Here is a 19,815-nt window from a genome sequence, read left to right on the forward strand (position 1 = left end):
CCATCAGGCCAGCTGCGCCAGCAAGGCTGCTGCCGCCATCACGTCCGTGCTCTCGCGCCCCTGCCGGTAGCCCGCATGGACAGGAGCCAGCACGGCATGCGCGGCGGCACCGCGGCCTTGCGCCTGCAGCACGGTCGCCAGGCTGGTGGCGCAGCGCAGTTCCCAGCCCGGCGCCTGCTGGCCCCTGGCCAGCAGCAGCGCTTCTTCCAGCTGCGCCCGCACCGCTTCCAGGCCGGCCGCATCGCCGTGCGCCAGCGCGCGCCAGCGGTGATGCGCGTCGCGGCGCAGCACTTCGGGTGCGCTCCACGGCGCCAGGCCCATGCGCGCGCGCCGCAGCGCCTGGCTATCGGCGGCCGCGTCGTGCAGGGTGGCCATCAAATCGACCTGTATCGGCCAGCTGCGCACCGACGGCCAGGGGAATGGCGACATCGCCTCGCCCCCGTCGAGCAGGCGCTGGTAGGCGGCGCCCCAGGCGCTCCAGTACAGCAAGCCATAGCGGGCCGCGTGTTCGCACAGCAGGCAAATCCACGCATGCGCCAGTTCCCGCTGCCCGCACCACAGGGCGACGGGAATGGCATTGATGGCCAGCGCCACGCACAGCGTGACGCCATTGTGCTCGAAGCCCACCGCCACCGCCTCGCGCGCCAGGACCAGGGCATCGTCGGGGCGGCCCTGCATCCACAGGCAGCGCGCCAGCGTGCCGCGCAGGCAAACCTGGTGATCGGCCAGCAAGGCATTGTTGAAACCGAGCTGCGCCGCGCCCTCGGGATGCGCCAGCACCATGCGCGCCAGCGCCGCCGACTGCGCGTAGCGTCCCTGCACATATTCGCCCACGGAGCGCATGCGCGCCAGCACCAGGCGCATCGCCATGTCGTCGCGCGTTGCGCACAGGACGGCCAGTTCGGTGACGTAGTTGTCGGCGCGCTGGAAATCGGCCAGCTTCAGGCTGCATATCCACATGCCGCAAATGGCTTCGGCGCGGCGGCTGCCATCGTCCGTGCGCATGGCCAGCGCATAGCCGCGCTGGAACGAACGCAGCATGGTGCCGGTGATGCCCTGCGTATGCAGCAGCAGGTGCGCCTGCGAGGCATGCAGCTGCATCTCGCTGTCGGGATCGTCCACCGCATGCGCGGCCATGCGCTCGAGCGCCCGCTCGACGCGTACGCGGTATTCATCCATCAGCGACAGCTGATAGAACAGGGTTTGCGCGGCCAAGGTCAGCGCCACGCCCAGCGCCACGTCGCCCTCCTCGCCGAAAGCCCAGTCGATGGCGGCGCGCAGGTCATCGACATGGCGGCCATAGCACGCGCTCCAGCGGGCCGGCGGCATGCTTGCCCAGTCGGCGGCGATGCGCCCGGCCAGTCCCAGGCAATGGCGCGCATGGCGCAGCAGCACGGCGCCCTCGCCCCCGCCCGCCGACAGCTGCGCGCCAGCATAGGCGCGCGTGGTGTCGAGCAGCCGGTAATACACATGCTGGCAGCAAAATTCGATGCTGACGAGGGACTTGGCGACCAGGTCGGCCAGCGTGTCGAACACGTCGCATCCCGCCACGGCGCTGGCCGACTCCAGCCGGAAGCGGCTCCTGAACACGCTCAGCGCCTGCAGCACCTGGCGCTCTTGCGCGTCGAGCAGGCCGTAGCTCCAGTCCAGGGTGGCGCGCAAGGTCTGGTGGCGCAAGGGCATGTTGCGCGCGCCGCGCGTGAGCAGGCGAAAGCGGTCGTCGAGCTGGCGGCGCAATTCGTGCAAGCCGAAATGGCCGATGCGCCCGGCCGCCAGCTCCAGCGCCAGCGGAATGCCATCGAGGCGCCGGCAGATATCCACCACCACGGGCACGTCGGCGTCGGCCAGCACGAAGGCATCGTCGACGGCCGCGCAGCGTTCGCAAAACAGCTGCACCGCGGCGAAGTGCCGGACCGCCGCCGCATCGGGCACGGCATCGGCCGGCGGCAATTCCAGCGCGGGCAGGCGCTGCAGCTGTTCGCTGGTGAGGCGCAGCGGCTCGCGACTGGTGGCCAGTATGTGCAGCAGCGGCGCGCCCTTGAGCAAGGCGTCGGCCAGGGTGGCGGCCGCGCCGATCACGTGTTCGCAGTTATCGAGCACGAGCAGCATGTGGCGCGGGCGCAGGTAGGCCAGCAGGACCGGCATGGCGTCGCCGGCCGGCACCGCCACCCCCAGCGCCGTGGCCAGCGCCAGCGGCACCAGGCGGCCCTCGTCCAGCGGCGACAGGTCGACGAAACATACGCCGTCGGCATAGCGGCGCAGCACGCGCGTGGCCAGGACGACTGCCAGGGTGGTCTTGCCGATGCCGCCCGGACCGGCAATGCACAGCAGGCGCAATTGCAGCAGCTGGTTGGCCATCGTTTGCAGCACCTCGGCGCGGCCCAGCATGCGCGTCAGCATGACGGGCAGGTTATGCCGCGGTTCGGCGCCCGCCGCACCGGACGCCGGCCCGCCCGTGTGCGCCAGCGGCGCCAGGAAGCCGTAGCCGCGCCCGGGGATGGTAGTGATGTAGCGCTGGCCATCGCGGCCATCGCCAAGCGCCTTGCGCAGCGCCGCCAGGTGCACGCGCAAGGTCGCGTCGTCGACCACGGCATTGGGCCAGACGATGGCCACCAGTTCATGCTTGTCGACGATGTCGCCGGCGCGCTCCAGCAGGGCCAGCAGCAAGTCCATGGCCCTGCTGCCCAGGCGCAGCGCGCGATCGCCCTCGAACAGCAGGCGTTCTAGCGGCAAAAGGCGAAACGGGCCAAAGACATAGGCCGGGACAGGACTGTTTATCATTCTTGCGTGGAGGAGAAGGTGTTAAAGCACGCGGCTTGCAGTGGCCATATTCTACTGAGCATCCGCGCCATGCCGCATGGCGCCGTGTTTCGGCACTGTTACAAGGCCGGCCGGCGCGCCGGCGGACAGCAGCGCGGCCACCTCGGACGCGGGCGCCGGGCGGTGCAGGTAAAAGCCCTGCACCTGCGGGCAGCCCAGCCGCCGCAGCTGCGCCAGCTGTTCCCCGTTTTCCACGCCCTCGGCCAGCGCCTGCAAGCCCAGGCCATGCGCCAGCGCAATGGTCGAGGCGACGATCACGGCATCACTGCCTGCGCTGCCATCCAGGTCGCGAATGAAGGAGCGGTCGATCTTGATGGTGTGAATCGGCAGCATCCTGACATGGCTCAAGCCCGAATGGCCGGTGCCGTAATCGTCAAGCGAAATGCTCAGGCCCAGCGCGCGCAGCTGGCGCAATCCCTGCGCCGCCTGCGTCATGTCGTCGATGCAGCAGCTTTCCGTCACTTCCAGCTCCAGCAGGCCGGGAGGAATGGCGTGGCGCCGCAGGCAGCCCAGCACGAAGTCAGGCAAGTGCGGCTGGCACAGCTGGCGCGCCGAGACATTCACCGCGACCGGCACCAAAGGCAGGCCAGCCGCGCGCCACTGCGCCAGCTGGCGGCAAGCCGCATCGATGCCCCAGTTGCCCAGCGCCGCGATGGCCTGCGTCTGCTCGGCCAGGCCGATGAATTCGTTCGGGTAGATCAGGCCATGGCGCGGATGCTCCCAGCGCAGCAGTGCTTCCAGGCCGACCAGGCGCAGTTGCGCCGTATCGAACTTGCCCTGGTAGTGAAAGCGGAACTCGCCATCGACGATGGCGCTGTCCAGGCGCGCCTGCAGCTCCCGGCTGCGCGCCGACGCCACCGGTTTGCCTGCCGGCCCAACCCGCGTCTGGCGCCGCGCCCGCCACAGCATGACGCAGCCGAGCCAGAACCTTGCCAGGCGCGCCACTAGGCCAGCAGGCGCGGCGCGGCCGGCACACTGCGGCGCGGCAAGGTGTGCGCCGGCCCCTGCTGCAGGCGAAACACGCTGACCACCTGCAGCAGCTTCGCCGCCTCGCCTTCCAGCGATTGCGACGCGGCCGCCGCCTCTTCCACCAGGGCCGCATTCTGCTGCGTCACTTCATCCATCTGCAGCACCGCCTGGCTGACCTGGCCGATGCCCGTGCTTTGCTCCGCGCTGGCAGCCGTGATGTCGGCCACCATCTGGCTGACGCGGCCCACGGCCTCCACCACTTCCTGCATCGTGGCGCCAGCCTGCGCCACGAGGGCCGCGCCCGCGTCCACCTGCTGCGTGGAATTGGCGATCAGGGCGCGGATATCGCGCGCCGCCGCCGCGCTGCGCTGCGCCAGGTTGCGCACTTCCGTCGCCACGACGGCAAAGCCGCGCCCCTGCTCGCCCGCGCGCGCCGCTTCCACGGCCGCGTTCAGGGCCAAGATATTCGTCTGGAAGGCCAGCATGTCGATCACGCCGATGATGTCGGCGATCTGCGCCGAGGAAGCGCTGATGGCGTCCATGGTATGGATCACCTGCCCGACGGCTTGCCCGCCAGCGCCGGCGATATTCGCCGCCTCGACGGCCAGCATGCTGGCGTGGCGGGCATTGTCCGCGTTCTGCTGCACGGTGGAGCTGAGTTCCTCCATGGCCGACGCCGTCTGTTCGAGCGAGCTGGCCTGCTCCTCGGTGCGCGACGACAGGTCGATATTGCCGGCCGCGATCTGCGACGACGCCGTGGCGATGGTGTCGGTGCCGCTGCGCACCTGCTGCACGATGTCGAGCAGGTTGCCGTTCATGATGCACAGCGCGTCGAGCAGCTTGCCCGTTTCATCGCCGCCGTGGCGGCCGAAGGCCGATGTCAGGTCGCCGGCGGCCACGGTCTGCGCCACGGTCAGGGCATGGCGCAGCGGATTGACGATGCTGCGCGTGACCAGCCAGGCCGTGACGAGCGAAAAGAGCACGGCCAGCGCGCTCAGTGCCAGCATCATGTTGCGCGCCGTGGCGTATTCGTGGCGCACCTGGGCGCCCGCCTCCTCCATCAGGTCATGCTGGTGCGCGATGAGGCTTTCCAGCGCCGCCATGTAGCGCAGCTGGTCGCCTCGCACGGTGCCGAGCAGCAAACTGGTCGCTTCGTCGCGCGCCCCTTCTTCCAGCAGGGCCAGTACCTTGTCGCGCCCGCCGTTGAACGTGGCCCGTGCCTGCGCCACGGCCGCCATCTGCTGGCGGCCCTGCGGCGACAGCACCACCTTGTCCAGCTGCGCCAGGCCCTTTTCCGTTTCGCCGCCCGCCCTGGCGATGGTGGCGCGTTCCTGCGCCAGCTGCTGCGGCTCCGTCATCAGCAGCAGGTTGCGCGAGGAGCGCGCGATGATGTTGACATTCTTGATGATGTCGTTGGCCAGCACGGTTTTCGGATATTTGTCATCGATCACGTCGCGCATGCGCAGTTCCAGGCTGGACAGGCGCAGCATGCCCAGCACGGCGGTCGCCAGCAGCAGCAAGGTCAACAACGCAAAGGAGCAGCGCAGGCGCGTGCCGATTTTCATATTTGCCATCTTTATTCGCATCCTTCAGTGTGGTGCATCGGTCATCGCGCCGGGCTCGCATGCAAGGCTGACGGCAATGGCTGCCGCCTGCCACGAATGGCTGGACGCAGCAGGCGGAGGGGTCAGCCGGGATGTGGCCGAGGCGGGAACAAGGGTGGTACGGCAGGCAGTGTGAGTTATCTCACAAGCAATGTCGCGTTAAGTTTTGAAAAGATTTGCTTAGATGGCAAAACAGCTATTCTTATAACGCTGTTTTTTTAGTAAGTAGTAACCGCAGTGCAAACCTGTGCGCGCATGTGGAAACGGCCGCGCAAGGCGGCCGTCCGGAAGCGCATGCTGGCGCCGTCAATCCGTCAGAACACTTCCCACTCGTCGTCGCGCGGCGCGCTCTGGCGCTGGGATGGCACGGCGTGCAAGGCCGGGCGGCCTGCGGTGGGGCGTGATGCGGGACGCGATGCAGGACCCGCTGCCGGACGCTTCGGCGCGGCGCTGGCCAGCGCGGCGCGCGGCGCGGCCGGCTTTGCGTTCGCGTTTGCGCGCGCGGCAGGCGCCTGGGCGCCATCGAGCTTGAAGACGCTGACCACGTCGGCCAGCTGGCCCGATTGCTCCTGCAGGGATTCGGCCGCGGCGGCCGCCTCTTCCACCAGGGCCGCGTTCTGCTGCGTCACCTGGTCCATCTGGCCGATGGCCTGGTTGATCTGGTCGATGCCCGAGCTTTGCTCCTGCGTGGCCAGGCTGATTTCCGCCATGATGTCCGTCACGCGCTGCACGCTGGAGACGATTTCGGCCATCGTGCTGCCCGCCTCGGCCACCAGCTTGCTGCCCGCGTCGACCGCCACCACGGAGTCGCCGATCAGGGTCTTGATCTCTTTCGCTGCGCCAGCGGATCTTTGGGCAAGATTACGCACTTCCGTCGCCACGACGGCGAAACCGCGTCCCTGCTCGCCCGCGCGCGCCGCTTCCACGGCCGCATTCAAGGCCAGGATATTCGTCTGGAAGGCGATGCCGTCGATGACGGAAATGATGTCGACGATCTTGCGCGACGAGTCGTTGATGGCGTCCATGGTCTGCACCACCTTGCCTACCACTTCACCGCCTTTCACGGCCACGCCCGAGGCGCTCAGCGCCAGCTGGTTGGCCTGCTGGGCATTGTCGGCGTTCTGCCGCACGGTGGACGTCAGCTCTTCCATCGACGACGCCGTCTCTTCCAGCGAACTGGCTTGCTCTTCCGTGCGCGAGGACAGGTCCAGGTTGCCGCTGGCAATTTCCGACGAGGCCGTGGCGATGGTCTCCGTGCCGCTGCGCACCTGGCCGACAATGCTGACCAGGCTGGAATTCATGTCCTTGAGCGCCTGCAGCAGCTGGCCCGTTTCTTCCGTCGTGTGTACCTCGATGTGGCTGGTCAGGTCGCCCGAGGCCACCGTCTGCGCCACTTTCACGGCCGAGTTGATCGGCTGCGTGATGGCGCGCGTGATGTAGGCGGCGCAACCGATGCCCAGGGCGGAGGCCAGCAAGCCGAGGATGACCATCAGGCTTTCCGAGCGGATGACGGCCGCGCTGCCGTCCTTGACGCTGGCATCGGCCACGCCGTTATTGAGCTTGATGATGTCGTTGAGCGTACCTTCGGCCTTGCCGAACAGCGCACGCGAATCCTGGTACTGCTTGTAGAACGCCACGAACAACTCTTTCTGCCGCGGCTCGTCGCGGTTGTCGGCCAGTTGGCGCAGGATGGCGCGCACCTTGTCGTCGTCCGCCTTCCAGGCCGTCCACTCGCCCTGGAAGCGCTGCCACAGCGCGGCTTCCTCGGTGGTCTGCGGCAGCGGTTCGTACAGCTTGCGGCCCGCCTCGATATTGTTCCAGGCCTTGGTGCGCAGCTGCAGCGCTTCCGCGAACTTGTCCTGTGCCTGGTAATTGTTTTCATAGATGGCGGCCGTCAGGGTGGCGGCGGCAACGGCCGTCTGGCCTTCGCTGATCATCATCAAGCCCTGGATCGACGGCAGGCGCACCACGCCGATTTCATTGACGGCGCGGCCCACGGTGGCGATGCCCGTGTAGCCGCTGATGCCCACCACCAGCAAGGCCACCATCATCACGGCGACAAGCGTCGCCAACTTCCATTTGATCAGTAAATTCTTAAACATGGCGAGGTCCTTTATAAAGTCACGAAGACTGCTGGCGAAGTCGGGGCTGGCATGTTCGAGTAAAACAGCTGACACTTGTATAAAGGCGGCGGGGATGGGGCGTACGCTTCGTTACAATTGGCGAGATTTTATAAGTGGAAGCATAGTGGAAAACGGACGCGCTGACAGCTACATACTTGATACAAATCAATATTTCTTTCCTTACTGTGGTGCGCCTTGCACAGTGGCATCGAAAAGCCGTCCAATGCCCTGCTTTGGTGCAAAAAATCCCCGCGCGTCGCTATTGGCTACGCAGTTGATAGTCGTATAAGATGAGCAACAAGCAAACAACAGGCAGACCATGGCTTATCCTATCGAACACAAACTGGTGATCGGGGTCGCTTCCAGCGCCCTATTCGACCTGGCCGAATCGCACCAGGTCTACCTCGACAACGGCCCGGAGGAGTACCGCAAATACCAGGAAACGCATATCGACACGGTCTTGCCGCGCGGCGTGGCCTTTCCCTTCATCCGCCGCTTCCTGAACATCAACAAGCACTATCCGCGCCAGTCGCCCGTGGAAGTGGTGCTGTTTTCGCGCAATTCGCCGGAAACGGGCTTGCGCGTCATGCACAGCATCGCTCACTACGGCCTGGACATTTCGCGCGCCGCCTTCATGACGGGCAAGTCGCCGTATCCCTACCTGCCCGCCTTCAATGCGTCGCTGTTCCTCAGCGCGAATGAAGACGACGTGCGCAGCGCCCTGGCCTGCGACTATCCGGCCGGCCTGGTGCTGCCGTCGCGCACGGAAGACGACGAAAACGACGAGGAACTGCGCGTGGCCTTCGATTTCGACGGCGTGATCGCTGACGACGAAGCGGAAACCGTATTCAAGCGCAATAACGACGTCGATGAATTCCACGCCCATGAAACCCTGAACGTGGGCACACCGCACCGCCCCGGCCCGCTGGCCGGCCTGTTCCAGAAGCTGGCCACCATGCAGCGCCTGGAAGAAAGGGCCCAGCGGCGCGACCCCGGCTATAAAAAGATCCTGCGTATCGCCATCATCACGGCGCGCAACGCCCCCTCGCACGAGCGGGTCGTGACGACCCTGAAAAGCTGGGGCGTGGCGGCAGACGAAACGTTTTTCCTCGGCGGCATGGACAAGTCCCGCGTGCTGGCCGTGTTCAAGCCGCATATCTTCTTCGATGACCAGTTGAGCCACCTCAAATCGGCGGGCGGCACCATCCCGATGGTGCATGTCCCGTTCGGCATTGCGAATGTCCGCGCAGGATAAAACCTGCTGCGCGTCGTGCTTTGTGGCCTGCGATGCTCACCGTACTAAAGTACGGTTGCGCTTCTTAGCCACAAATCACTGCCGCTCACGACGGTTTTCTCAAGCGCGGAGATATAAGTGATGGTCTATAATCTCGCCTGTCGGCGCCGTCACTGGCGGCGCTGCGCGCACCATAGCTGTCCCATTCAACTGCCTCTGCCACTAGTGTCATCGCCTGCATGTCCTTAGACTTAACAAAAGCCCTCCCCAAGCCCGGCAACCGCTATGCGCTGCCCGCCCTGTATGGTTCATCCGACGCCTATGCCCTGGCGCTGGCCGCGCTGGAATTGAAAGCGCGGGGCCAGATGCTGGCCGTGGTGGTGGCGCAGGCCAGCGATGGCCAGCGCCTGCTCGATGAAATCCCGTGGTTTGGCGGCAAGGACCTGCGCTGCCATTTGCTGCCGGATTGGGAAACCCTGCCCTACGACGCGTTTTCGCCGCACCAGGACCTGGTCTCCGAGCGCCTGGCCACCCTGCATGAAATCCAGACGCGCCAGTGCGACGTGCTGATCGTGCCGGCCACCACGGCCCTCGTGCGCCTGGCGCCGCCGTCCTTTTTGGCCGCCTACACCTTCTTCTTCAAGAAGGACGAAAAGCTCGACGAAGCGCGCCTGAAGTCGCAGCTGACCCTGGCCGGCTACAGCCATGTGTCGCAAGTGATGTCGCCCGGCGAATACTCGGTGCGCGGCGGCCTGCTCGACCTGTTCCCCATGGGTTCGGCCTTGCCCTACCGGCTCGACCTGTTCGGCGACACCATCGAGACCATCCGCACGTTTGACGCCGACACCCAGCGCTCGCTGTATCCCGTGCACGAAGTGCGGCTGCTGCCGGGGCGCGAATTCCCCATGGATGAAGCGGCGCGCACCACCTTCCGCAACCGCTGGCGCGAACAGTTCGAAGGCGATCCATCGCGCTCGGTCGTCTACAAGGACATCAGCAGCGGCATCGCCTCGGCCGGCATCGAATACTATCTGCCCCTGTTTTTTGAACAAACGGCCACCCTGTTCGACTACCTGCCACAAGACGCCTCGCTGGCCCTGGTAGGCGAGATCGACGCGGCCATCGGCCGCTTCTGGACCGATACCCAGTCGCGCTACCGCTTTTTGAAGGCGGACCGCGAACGCCCGATCCTGCCGCCCGAATCGCTGTTCCTGTCCGATGAGCAGTTCTTCGGCCTGGCCAAGCCGTATCCGCGCCTGGCGATCGCCAAATCGAACGATGCGCTGGCCTCCGAACTGTCGGCCCCCGTGCCGAACATCGCCGTCAACCGCCGCGCCGACGATCCGCTGGCCAACCTGCGCAGCTATTTGCTGCAAGCGGGCCGCCGCGTGATGATCTGCGCCGAATCGAACGGCCGCCGCGAAACCTTGCAGCAGTACTTCACCGAATACGATCTGCACCTGACGCCGGTGGAAGGCAGCGATGGTTTTTTGCAGTCCGACGCCAAGCTGATGCTGGGCGTGGCGCCGCTGCACGCGGGCTTCGAGCTGTTTACGCCGGAAGGAAATTTATCCTTCATCACCGAGACGGAGCTGTACGCCGGTTCCGGCCGCCGGGTCGGCACCAAGAAGCAGGAAGGCGTGACGCAGGTCGAATCGATGGTGCGCGACCTGTCGGAGCTGAAGATCGGCGACCCCGTCGTGCACATCAACCACGGCATCGGGCGCTACATGGGCCTGACCAGCATGGACCTGGGCGAAGGCGAGACGGAATTTTTGCATCTGGAGTACGCCAAGGACACCAAGCTGTACGTGCCCGTGTCGCAGCTGCACGTCATCTCTCGCTATTCGGGCGCTTCGCCGGAAGATGCGCCGCTGCATTCGCTCGGCTCGGGACAGTGGGAAAAGGCGAAAAAGCGCGCCGCCGAACAGGTGCGCGACACGGCCGCCGAGCTGCTCAACCTGTATGCCCGCCGCGCGCTGCGCCAGGGCCACTCGTTCGAATTCTCGTCGCACGACTACCAGCGCTTCGCCGACAGCTTCGGCTTCGACGAAACGCCGGACCAGGCCGAGGCCATCCACAACGTCATCAAGGACATGACTTCCGGCAAACCGATGGACCGCCTCGTGTGTGGCGACGTCGGCTTCGGCAAGACGGAAGTGGCGCTGCGCGCCGCCTTCATCGCCGTCATGGGCGGCAAGCAGGTGGCCATCCTGGCGCCCACCACCCTGCTGGCGGAACAGCATGCGCAAACCTTCGCCGACCGCTTTGCCGACTGGCCCGTGCGCATCGCGGAATTGTCGCGCTTCCGCAGCGGCAAGGAGATCACGCAGGCGTTCAAGGGCATGGCCGACGGCACCATCGACATCGTCATCGGCACGCATAAACTGCTGTCCGACGACGTCAAGTTTACGCGTCTGGGCCTGGTCATCATCGACGAGGAACACCGGTTCGGCGTGCGCCAGAAGGAAGCCTTGAAGGCGCTGCGCGCGGAAGTGGACGTGCTGACCCTGACGGCCACGCCGATCCCCCGCACCCTGGGCATGGCGCTGGAAGGCTTGCGCGACTTTTCCATCATTGCCACGGCGCCGCAAAAGCGCCTGGCCATCAAGACTTTTGTCCGCAGCGAGGGCGAAGCCATCATCCGCGAAGCATGCTTGCGCGAGCTCAAACGGGGCGGCCAGATCTACTTCCTGCACAACGAGGTGGAAACCATCCAGAACCGCCTGGCCATGCTGACGGAACTGCTGCCCGAGGCGCGCATCGCCGTGGCGCATGGCCAGATGCATGAACGCGACCTGGAAAAGGTCATGCGCGACTTCGTCGCCCAGCGTTTCAACATCCTGCTGTGCACGACGATCATTGAAACCGGCATCGACGTGCCGACGGCGAACACCATCATCATGCACCGCGCCGACAAGTTCGGCCTGGCGCAGCTGCACCAGCTGCGCGGCCGGGTGGGACGCTCGCATCACCAGGCCTACGCCTACCTGCTGGTGCACGACGTGCAAGGCCTGACCAAACTGGCGCAGCGCCGCCTGGACGCCATCCAGCAGATGGAAGAACTGGGCAGCGGCTTTTACCTGGCCATGCACGACCTGGAAATCCGCGGCGCCGGCGAGGTGCTGGGCGAGAGCCAGTCGGGCGAGATGACGGAAATCGGCTTCCAGCTGTATTCGGACATGCTCAACGAAGCCGTGCGCTCGCTGAAAGCGGGCAAGGAGCCGGACCTGGCGGCGCCGCTGGCGTCCACCACCGAGATCAACCTGCACGTGCCGGCCCTGCTGCCGGCCGACTTCTGCGGCGACGTGCACGAGCGCCTGTCGATCTACAAGCGCCTGGCCAACTGCGCCACGCAGGACAAGATCGACGATATCCAGGAAGAGCTGATCGACCGCTTCGGCAAGCTGCCCGACGCCGTCAAGGCCCTGGTGGAGACGCACCGCTTGCGCATCGCGGCGAAAACCGTGGGCATCGTCAAGATCGACGTGCATGGCGAGGCGGCCACCCTGCAATTCATGGCCAAGCCGCCCATCGACCCGATGCGCATCATCGACTTGATCCAGAAGAACCGCCATATCAAGCTGCATGGCCAGGACAAGCTGAAAATCACGGCCGCCATGCCGGACCTGGCTGCGCGCGTGACGCAGATCAAGACCACCATCAAGCAATTGACGGTGTAGACCATTTCGACAATCTATGCAGGACTGCCCCATGACCAATACCAAGACCATCACCATGAATCTGATCCTGCAGGGCCTGGACGGCGATAGCGCCCGCCTCGAGCGCATCGCCGCGCTGGCCGCGCCCACGTCCATCACGCGCCTGGGACCGAACGCCGTGCGCTGCGAGCAGATCGCCTATTCGCCGGCGCTGCGCCCCACCATCGAAGTGGCGGCCCAGGCGGCGCAGCTGGACGCCACCTACATGATGGGCCAGCGCGAACTGAGTGAATTCAAGCTGGTGGCGATGGACATGGATTCGACCCTGATCACCATCGAGTGCATCGATGAAATCGCCGACATGCAGGGATTGAAACCGCAAGTGGCGGCCATCACGGAAGCGGCCATGCGCGGCGAACTCGATTTTAGCGCCAGCCTGAAGCAGCGCGTGGCCCTGCTCGAAGGCCTCGACGCATCGGCCCTGCAGCGCGTCTACGACGAGCGCCTGAAACTGTCGCCGGGCGCGCAAGCCATGCTGGCGGCCGTGCAGAAGGCCGGCCTGAAAACCCTGCTGGTGTCGGGCGGCTTCACCTTCTTCACCGAACGCCTGAAAGAGCGCCTGGGCCTCGACTACACGCACGCGAACGAACTGGAAATCGTCGACGGCAAGCTGACGGGCAAAGTCCTCGGCGGGATCGTCGACGCGGAAGAAAAGCAGCGCACGGTGGAGCGCGTGTGCAAGGAGATGGGCATTTCGCCGTCTGAAGCCATCGTCATGGGCGACGGCGCCAACGACTTGAAAATGATGGGCATCGCCGGCCTGTCCGTGGCCTTCCGTGCCAAGCCCGTGGTGCGCTCGCAGGCCGACGTGGCGCTGAACTTCGTGGGACTCGATGGCTTGCTCAACGTATTGACCTGAGTTGGCGTATCTGGCGGACGGTGCGCGCACGATGGCATAAGTTTGCTATATTGCAAACTTATGTTCATCCCGCCAACCGATCGTGAAAGTACACCGCATGCCGCCACCGCTGCCAGAAGAGATACAACGCCACCTGGATGTGTTTGTCGCCGCCGCGCACAGCGCGTTTGGTGACGACCTTGCCGCCGCCGTGCTGTTTGGCTCGGCCGCCGATGGCCAGGTACGCGCCACCTCCGACGTCAACCTGCTATTACTGCTCAAGCGCTTTACGCCGCAGGCGGCCGATGCGCTGCGCGGGCCCTTGCGCCTGGCGCACGCCGCCATCGATTTGCAGGTGATGTTCCTGCTCGAGAGTGAATTGACGCAGGCCGCCGACGCCTTCGCCGTCAAGTTCGCCGACATCATCGCGCGCCACAAGGTGCTGCATGGCCTTGACCCTTTCGCCAGCCTGCACACCAGCCGCGACGCCGTGCTGCGCCGGCTGCGGCAAGTGCTGCTGAACCAGCAGGTGCGCATGCGCGAACGGTATATGCTATTGAGCCTGAATGAGGAACAGCTGGCCGGCGCCATCGCCGACGCGGCCGGTCCGCTGCGCGCGGCGGCGGCCTCGCTGGCGCAGCTGGAGGGCAAGTCTGCGCTGTCCGGCAAGCAGGCGCTCGAAGCGTTTGTCGACCAGCTGGGCGACCCTGCCCTGCATTCCGCCTTGCAAGCCATGTCGGCGGCGCGCGAAACGGCGCGCCTGGCACCGGGGCAGGCCCTGCCCGCCTTTGCGGGCTTGATGACGATTACCGGACACTTGCGCGAACACGCGGAGCAGATGCGGTGAACGGCCTCAATCCCTTTGACTGGAGCGGACCCTGGTTCCTGCTCGCCTACCTGATCTTCGGCCTGCTCGTGTACTACCTTGCGCGCGAGCTGCTGATCCGCCAGGAGCTGCGCAATCCGCATGCCAAGCTGTCGCTGGCCGACGATCCCTACCGCATCGCCTTCCTGCGCGGCGGCGCCCTCGAAGCCGTGAAAATTGCCGCCATCGTGCTGGTCGACCGCGGCTTGCTGCGCGCCGATGGCCCGCTGCTGGAAACAGCCAGCGCCGACAGCCTGCGCTTCGCCAATCACGACATCGAGCGCGACGTGCTGCGGCTGTACCTGGGCCGCCAAGGCCACAGCAGGGAACTGGCCGAGCAGGCAGACACGCTGCCGTCGTGCCGCGCCTACCTGGATTCCCTGAAGTGGCAGGAATTGCTGGTCGGCCCGCGGCTGCTGCGCCGGCGCGCACGCATCACCGGGGCCGCGCGCTACCTGCTGCTGACGGTGGCCGCCGTCAAGGCCGTCATCGCCATCAGCCGCCAGCACTACAACCTGCTGTTCCTGGCGCTGCTGCTGGTGATATTCCTGCTCATGCTACGCGGCTTGCGCACCCAGGCGACCAGCTGGAGCGCGCAGCGGCTGCTGACCGACTTGCGCATGCTGTTTGGCCGCCTGAACATGCGTTCGTCGCGCCTGAACGCAGGCAGCAGCAGCGCCGACATGGCCCTGCTGGCCGCCATCTTCGGCCTCGGCGCCCTGCCCTTGTCCGTGTACGCCTATGTCGCCGAACTGTACCCGGTACCCCGGCAAAACACGGGCAGCGACTCCTCGTCCAGCAGCTCGGGCGACTCGTCATCGGGCGGTGGCGACGGCGGCGGCGATGGCGGCGGTTCTTCCGGCGGCTGTGGCGGCTGCGGCGGTGGCTGTGGCAGCTAGCAAGGGCGCCACGCGCGACCGCGTCGGCCTGGGCTGGCGCGGCGAACTGGCTTCCGGCATCCTGTCCAACCTGGCGCACATCGACGTGCTGGAAGTGATCGCCGACGATTATTACCGCGCCTCGCGCGCCGGCATCGCCGCCTTGCGCAGCCTGGCGCGCCAGGTGCCGGTCAGCCTGCACGGCGTCGGCATGGGGCTGGCCTCGACGATTACCGCCGACCCGCGCCGCCTGCATGCGATGGCGCGCCTGATGCGAGAGGTGCAAGCCGAATCGTGGTCCGAGCACCTGAGTTTCGTGCGCGCCGGCGGCGTGGAAATCGGCCACCTGGCGGCGCCGCCGCGCACGCCGCAGAGCGCCGCCGGCGCGATCGCCAATATCGCGCTAGCCACGCGCATCGTCGGCAGCGCGCCGCTGATGGAAAACATCGCCACCCTGGTCCAGCCGCCGGCCAGCACCCTGGATGAAGCCGAGTGGGTGGCGCAGATTATCCACGGCGCGCAAGTACCGCTGCTGCTCGACCTGCACAACCTGTATGCGAATGCCGTCAATGCTGGCGAGGCGCCGGAGGAACTGCTGCTGCGCGTGCCGCTGCACAGGGTCGGCGCCGTGCACCTGAGCGGCGGCCACTGGATAGCCGCGCCGGGCGGCGGCCAGCGCCTGCTGGACGACCATCTGCACGACGTGCCGCCCGAAGTCTTCGCTTTATTGACCGTGCTGGCGCGCCATGCGCCGCAACCGTTGACGGTGATCCTCGAACGCGACGGCAATTACCCGTCGTTCGAGCACGTGCTGGAGCAGCTGGAACTGGCGCGCGCCGCCTTGCGCGCGGGGCGAAGCGCATGAGTTCGCCCGCACTGGAAACTTATCTGGCAAGGCTGTACACGGACGACGCCCTGCATGACGCCTTCCTGCTCGATCCACGTGCGCAAGCCTTGCTGCAAGGCTTGTCGCCAGAGGAAGCGGAGGCGATGGCGGCGATGGACCGCGTCGGCCTGCAGATGGCGGCGGCCAGTTATCGCGCCAAGCGTTCCGCACACGGTAACAGGGCCAGGCCGGCGCAACCCTGGTGGCGCCGGCTGCTGCAAGCCTGGCGCTGAGCGCCCGCTACAGCTGCCACATACGCAGCGGCAGCAGTCCCCACCAGGCCAGCACCAGCAGCAGCTGCAAGGCCGCCAGCAAGGCGACCCAATCCCATTTCGCCCACGAACCCGCCTCGGCCGCCGTGCCGCGGCTGCGCCAGCAGCGCGCCAGGCCGAACGCCGTCGCCAGCGGCAGCGCGCCCGTCGCCAGCGCCAGCAGCACGCTGGCGATGGTGACGTCGCCCAGGCGCAGGTAGGACTGGAAATAAAAGAACGGCAGCGGCAGGAGCAGCGCCAGCAGCGACAGCAAGGGCGCGAACAGATGGTCGCCCCGCTCCAGGCTGCGCAGCGCGGCGCGCCACACGCCCACCACCAGTACGTACAGCAAGCCGGCAACGCCCAGCGCCAGGCTGCCCCACAGCACCAGCATGCGCAGCATCGACGCGCGCTCGTAGCTGCGCAAGCCATCGCTGAGCACATGCTTGCCATCCTCCTGCATCAGCACGTGCGACGGCGTGCTGCGGTCGCTGGCACGGAACAGCAAGCCGCCCACCGGTTCCAGTTCCTTCGGCTCGCCCTGGAACGGGATCAGGAACAGCGATTCGCCATCCCATTTCAGGCGCGTAAAGCCGAAGACGGCATCGACCCAGGCCATGCTCGCCATGGGGCTGGGCGACGGCACATACACGCCCTGCCAGTTTTCCACCGTGGGCGCGGGCGTGCCGCGCGGGGCCGGCGCGCGCAGCGGCAGTTCCAGGTCGCGTAGCAGCAGGCGGTTGAAGCGTTCATAGTCGGCCTGCTCGGCATCTGTATTGAAGGCCACGAAAAACGCGCTGTCCTGTTCCGGATAGATGCACAGCATGGCGCGGAAACCCACGGCCGTGCCAGGGTGGCAGGCGCCCACCACGTTGTGGCGGTCGCGCACGGCCAGCGCCAGGCCGTGGCCCGTTGCCAGGCCCGCCTGCGCCGCATCCGTGCCGGCCGGTTCGGACAGGGCGCCCATCAGCGCCAGGTCGATGAAGCGCTTGCCCTGCAGCTTGCCATCGCCCATCAGGAATTGCGCCAGCTTGCCCATGTCGGCCGCCGTGGTGGTAAATTGCGCGGCCGGACGCAGGTACTGGGGCACGGCCGGCTGCGCCACGCCATGCTCGAAATGGCCCATGGCCAGGCGCGGATCCGCATGCGGACCCGCCTGCTTGCTCATTTGCGTACTCATTTGCGTAACATAGGCAAACGTGCTGTCCGCCATGCCCAGCGGCTGCAGCAGCTGCGCATCGAGGTAGCGTTCATACGGCTGGCCCGTGACTTTCTCGATCACCATGCCCAGCAAGCCATACCCCATGTTGGAGTACGCATAGCGGCTGCCGGGCCGCGCGCGCACGCGCAGCAGATTGCGGCCCCCGTCAAAGGCCTCGGCCAGCGGCGTCTCCGGCGCCGGGTTCAGACTGAACGCCTGCCAGAAGCGCACATTATCGAGGCCCGAGGTATGCGCCAGCAGGTGGCGGATGCGCACGGGGTCGCTGGCTTGCCACGGATTTTTCAGCGCCAGTTCCGGCAGCACCTGCTGCAAGGGCGTGTCGAGCGTGAGCCGGTCTTCGCTGACCAGGCGCAAGATGCCCAGCGCCAGCGCCACCTTGCCCACGGAGCCCACCTGCATGCGCGTGTCCGCCTGCATGGGTATTTTCTTGGTGGCATCGCGCAAGCCGGACGCGCCGACCTTGACTGTTCCGTCAGGCAAGACTTCACTCCAGACGGCGCCCGCCAGGCCCTCTTCCTTTAAGCCAGCGGCAAACTCCGCTTCCAGGGGGGCGGCGGCGTGGGCCGCGGTGGCACACAGCAGCAAGGCCGGCAAGGCCGGCAAGGCCTGGCGCAGCCATGACCTGGCGCGCGCGGCCAGGGTGGGATAACGATCTCGTTTCAACAATGTATTCTGCCTTTTTGCATGGACTGCGCTCCCGTGCCGCTTTGCTTGTTACAATTAAAAATTGAGCAACGACGGGAGCTTTCATGTCACAAGATATTATTTTGGATACCCAACTCCAGCAGACCAAGAACCTGGCCTGGTGGTTGTACCTGATACATGGCGCCAGCTTTGTGTTTTCGCTGGGCGCATTTTCCTTCATTCCGCTCATCATCAATTATGTGAAGCGGGACGAGGCGGCCGGGACCTTCGTGCACAGCCATCACAGCTGGATGATCCGTTCCTTCTGGTGGTATGCGGCCTGGATCGTCGTCGGCGCCATCCTGTGGATCACGCTGATCGGCATTCCGCTGGCACTCATCGTGTGGGGCGTGGCCTGGCTGTGGAAAGCCTACCGCTTGCTGCGCGGCTTCCTCGACCTGAACAACAACAAGCCCGTGCCCATGTAAAAGGTGCTTCGCGGCAAGCCAACGGCTTGCCGCTGCCTACATCGCCGCGAACGCCCGTTCGATATCGGCGATCAGATCCTGCGGATCTTCCAGTCCCACGTTCAGGCGCACCAGCTGGCCCGGCAACTTCCAGCCCTTGCGCATGGCCGCGATGCGGTACGGCATCACCAGGCTGTTTGCGCCACCCCAGCTGTAGCCAATCTTGAACAACTGCAGGGCATCGACGAAGCGGTCCGTCTGCGCTTCCGTGTAGCGGGCATCGAACAGCACGGAAAACAGGCCGCCCGCGCCCGTGAAATCGCGCTGCCAGATGGCGTGGCCGGGGCAATCCTCGAAAGCCGGATGCAGCACCGTGGCAATTTCGCTGCGTCCCTTGAGCCAGGCGGCCACCGTGCGCGCGCCCGCATCGTGGGCGTCAAAGCGCAGTTTCATGGTGGGCAAGCCGCGCAGCAGCAGGTAGGCGTCGTCCGCCCCCACGCCCATGCCCAGACGCATGTGCGCCTGCGCCAGGCGGTCGTGCAGCGCCCGCTCGCGCGTAATGAGCGCGCCCATGAGCACATCGGAGCCGCCCGACTGGTATTTCGTCAGCGCCTGCATGATGATGTCCACGCCCAGCTCAAAGCCGCGCAGGGCCAAGCCGGCCGACCAGGTGTTGTCCAACGCTACCAGCACGCCGCGCGCGTGGGCGGCTGCGCAGATGGCGGGCAAGTCCGGCACTTCCATCGTCACGGAACCGGGCGCTTCCGTCCAGATGAGCTTGGTATTCTCCTGGATCAAGCCGGCGATGCCGGCGCCGATGAGCGGATCGTAATAGCGGGCCGTGATACCGAAGTCCTGCGACAGCCAGCGTCCCAGTTCGCGGTTCGGGTTGTAGATATTTTCCGGCAACAAGACGTCGTCGCCCGTTTTCAGCAGGGCAAAGTCCGCCATGGCGATGGCCGCCAGGCCCGACGGCGCCAGCAGGCAATATTTGCCCCCTTCGATCTCGGCCAGCCGCGCTTCCAGCGTGAAGGTGGTGGGCGTGCCGTGCAAGCCGTAGGTATAGGCATTCTTCTCTTTCCAGTCGCCCGAGCGCATGGCCGCCACATCCTTGAACAGCACGGTCGAGGCGTGATGTATGGCGTTGGGAAACGCGGCAAAGCCTTGCGGCGCCTGGTAATCGCTGTGGATCAGCGCGGTTTGCGGAGATTTGGGTGTGGTCATGGTGTCGGCAAATAAAAAAGCGGACTGCAATAATTGCGATCCGCCTTGATTGTAAGGGCTTTGCTCAGAAACCGCCGTACAACTGGCG

The 19,815-nt window shown here is 65.9% G+C and carries 14 protein-coding genes; 8 read left to right on the forward strand and 6 right to left on the reverse strand.

The genetic code is table 11. The annotated features are described in order from the left end of the window. Nucleotides 1-3: 3 nt before the first annotated feature. The 4 genes from CSQ91_RS09235 to CSQ91_RS09250 all read right to left on the reverse strand — a co-directional run bounded on the left by CSQ91_RS09235 (nucleotide 4) and on the right by CSQ91_RS09250 (nucleotide 7,495). A complete protein-coding gene (locus tag CSQ91_RS09235; protein WP_180278382.1) occupies nucleotides 4-2,733 on the reverse strand; it encodes an ATP-binding protein in 2,730 nt (909 codons plus the stop codon). A gap of 99 nt (nucleotides 2,734-2,832) precedes the next feature. Beyond that, nucleotides 2,833-3,729 carry a putative bifunctional diguanylate cyclase/phosphodiesterase gene (locus CSQ91_RS09240; RefSeq protein WP_099388059.1) on the reverse strand — a complete coding sequence of 299 codons (897 nt, stop codon included), beginning with the start codon at nucleotides 3,727-3,729 and terminating at the stop codon, nucleotides 2,833-2,835. A 35-nt stretch (nucleotides 3,730-3,764) separates the two neighbouring features. After that, on the reverse strand, nucleotides 3,765-5,363 hold the full coding sequence (locus CSQ91_RS29345; RefSeq protein WP_306508604.1) for a methyl-accepting chemotaxis protein: 1,599 nt from the start codon (nucleotides 5,361-5,363) through the stop codon (nucleotides 3,765-3,767). Nucleotides 5,364-5,707: 344 nt separating this feature from the next. Further along, nucleotides 5,708-7,495, reverse strand: coding sequence for a methyl-accepting chemotaxis protein (locus CSQ91_RS09250; RefSeq protein ID WP_099388060.1), 1,788 nt, complete (start codon nucleotides 7,493-7,495; stop codon nucleotides 5,708-5,710). A gap of 340 nt (nucleotides 7,496-7,835) precedes the next feature. Here CSQ91_RS09250 and CSQ91_RS09255 point away from each other — a divergent pair, with 340 nt between their 5' ends. The 7 genes from CSQ91_RS09255 to CSQ91_RS09285 all read left to right on the forward strand — a co-directional run bounded on the left by CSQ91_RS09255 (nucleotide 7,836) and on the right by CSQ91_RS09285 (nucleotide 16,172). Continuing rightward, a complete protein-coding gene (locus CSQ91_RS09255; RefSeq protein ID WP_034782963.1) occupies nucleotides 7,836-8,771 on the forward strand; it encodes a 5'-nucleotidase in 936 nt (311 codons plus the stop codon). A 218-nt stretch (nucleotides 8,772-8,989) separates the two neighbouring features. Continuing rightward, nucleotides 8,990-12,433 carry a transcription-repair coupling factor gene (gene mfd, locus CSQ91_RS09260; RefSeq protein WP_099388061.1) on the forward strand — a complete coding sequence of 1,148 codons (3,444 nt, stop codon included), beginning with the start codon at nucleotides 8,990-8,992 and terminating at the stop codon, nucleotides 12,431-12,433. A 55-nt stretch (nucleotides 12,434-12,488) separates the two neighbouring features. Next, nucleotides 12,489-13,331: a phosphoserine phosphatase SerB gene (gene serB, locus CSQ91_RS09265; protein ID WP_070256887.1), complete on the forward strand. Its 843-nt coding sequence runs from the start codon at nucleotides 12,489-12,491 to the stop codon at nucleotides 13,329-13,331. Nucleotides 13,332-13,428: 97 nt separating this feature from the next. Continuing rightward, nucleotides 13,429-14,157 carry a nucleotidyltransferase domain-containing protein gene (locus CSQ91_RS29350; RefSeq protein ID WP_143450989.1) on the forward strand — a complete coding sequence of 243 codons (729 nt, stop codon included), beginning with the start codon at nucleotides 13,429-13,431 and terminating at the stop codon, nucleotides 14,155-14,157. Further along, a complete protein-coding gene (locus CSQ91_RS09275; protein ID WP_099388063.1) occupies nucleotides 14,154-15,074 on the forward strand; it encodes a TIGR04222 domain-containing membrane protein in 921 nt (306 codons plus the stop codon). Before CSQ91_RS29350 ends, CSQ91_RS09275 begins: the two co-directional genes overlap by 4 nt. Then, complete coding sequence (locus CSQ91_RS09280; protein WP_180278383.1) at nucleotides 15,064-15,918, forward strand: DUF692 domain-containing protein; 855 nt, start codon at nucleotides 15,064-15,066, stop codon at nucleotides 15,916-15,918. The genes CSQ91_RS09275 and CSQ91_RS09280 overlap by 11 nt, the downstream gene beginning before the upstream one ends. Further along, nucleotides 15,915-16,172 carry a hypothetical protein gene (locus CSQ91_RS09285; RefSeq protein ID WP_099388065.1) on the forward strand — a complete coding sequence of 86 codons (258 nt, stop codon included), beginning with the start codon at nucleotides 15,915-15,917 and terminating at the stop codon, nucleotides 16,170-16,172. Before CSQ91_RS09280 ends, CSQ91_RS09285 begins: the two co-directional genes overlap by 4 nt. A gap of 7 nt (nucleotides 16,173-16,179) precedes the next feature. On the opposite strand, the gene CSQ91_RS09290 is transcribed toward CSQ91_RS09285, so the two are convergent. Further along, nucleotides 16,180-18,075, reverse strand: coding sequence for a serine hydrolase domain-containing protein (locus CSQ91_RS09290; RefSeq protein WP_180278384.1), 1,896 nt, complete (start codon nucleotides 18,073-18,075; stop codon nucleotides 16,180-16,182). 86 nt (nucleotides 18,076-18,161) lie between these two features. Between CSQ91_RS09290 and CSQ91_RS09295 the strand changes: the two genes are divergently transcribed. Continuing rightward, complete coding sequence (locus CSQ91_RS09295) at nucleotides 18,162-18,524, forward strand: DUF4870 family protein (RefSeq protein WP_070256844.1); 363 nt, start codon at nucleotides 18,162-18,164, stop codon at nucleotides 18,522-18,524. Between the two features lie 36 nt (nucleotides 18,525-18,560). On the opposite strand, the gene CSQ91_RS09300 is transcribed toward CSQ91_RS09295, so the two are convergent. Then, on the reverse strand, nucleotides 18,561-19,727 hold the full coding sequence (locus tag CSQ91_RS09300) for a cystathionine beta-lyase (RefSeq protein WP_099388634.1): 1,167 nt from the start codon (nucleotides 19,725-19,727) through the stop codon (nucleotides 18,561-18,563). Between the last annotated feature and the right edge of the window lie 88 nt (nucleotides 19,728-19,815).

Source organism: Janthinobacterium sp. BJB301 (assembly GCF_002735685.1).
GTDB lineage: Bacteria > Pseudomonadota > Gammaproteobacteria > Burkholderiales > Burkholderiaceae_D > Janthinobacterium > Janthinobacterium lividum.

Coding starts and splice junctions, on each gene's coding strand:
- CSQ91_RS29350 (WP_143450989.1), top strand. CDS start 13,429: ATGCCGCCACCGCTGCCAGAAGAGATACAACGCCACCTGGATGTGTTT.
- CSQ91_RS09295 (WP_070256844.1), top strand. CDS start 18,162: ATGTCACAAGATATTATTTTGGATACCCAACTCCAGCAGACCAAGAAC.
- CSQ91_RS09240 (WP_099388059.1), bottom strand. CDS start 3,729: ATGCTGTGGCGGGCGCGGCGCCAGACGCGGGTTGGGCCGGCAGGCAAA.
- serB (WP_070256887.1), top strand. CDS start 12,489: ATGAATCTGATCCTGCAGGGCCTGGACGGCGATAGCGCCCGCCTCGAG.
- CSQ91_RS29345 (WP_306508604.1), bottom strand. CDS start 5,363: ATGGCAAATATGAAAATCGGCACGCGCCTGCGCTGCTCCTTTGCGTTG.
- CSQ91_RS09250 (WP_099388060.1), bottom strand. CDS start 7,495: ATGTTTAAGAATTTACTGATCAAATGGAAGTTGGCGACGCTTGTCGCC.
- CSQ91_RS09300 (WP_099388634.1), bottom strand. CDS start 19,727: ATGACCACACCCAAATCTCCGCAAACCGCGCTGATCCACAGCGATTAC.
- CSQ91_RS09255 (WP_034782963.1), top strand. CDS start 7,836: ATGGCTTATCCTATCGAACACAAACTGGTGATCGGGGTCGCTTCCAGC.
- mfd (WP_099388061.1), top strand. CDS start 8,990: ATGTCCTTAGACTTAACAAAAGCCCTCCCCAAGCCCGGCAACCGCTAT.
- CSQ91_RS09285 (WP_099388065.1), top strand. CDS start 15,915: ATGAGTTCGCCCGCACTGGAAACTTATCTGGCAAGGCTGTACACGGAC.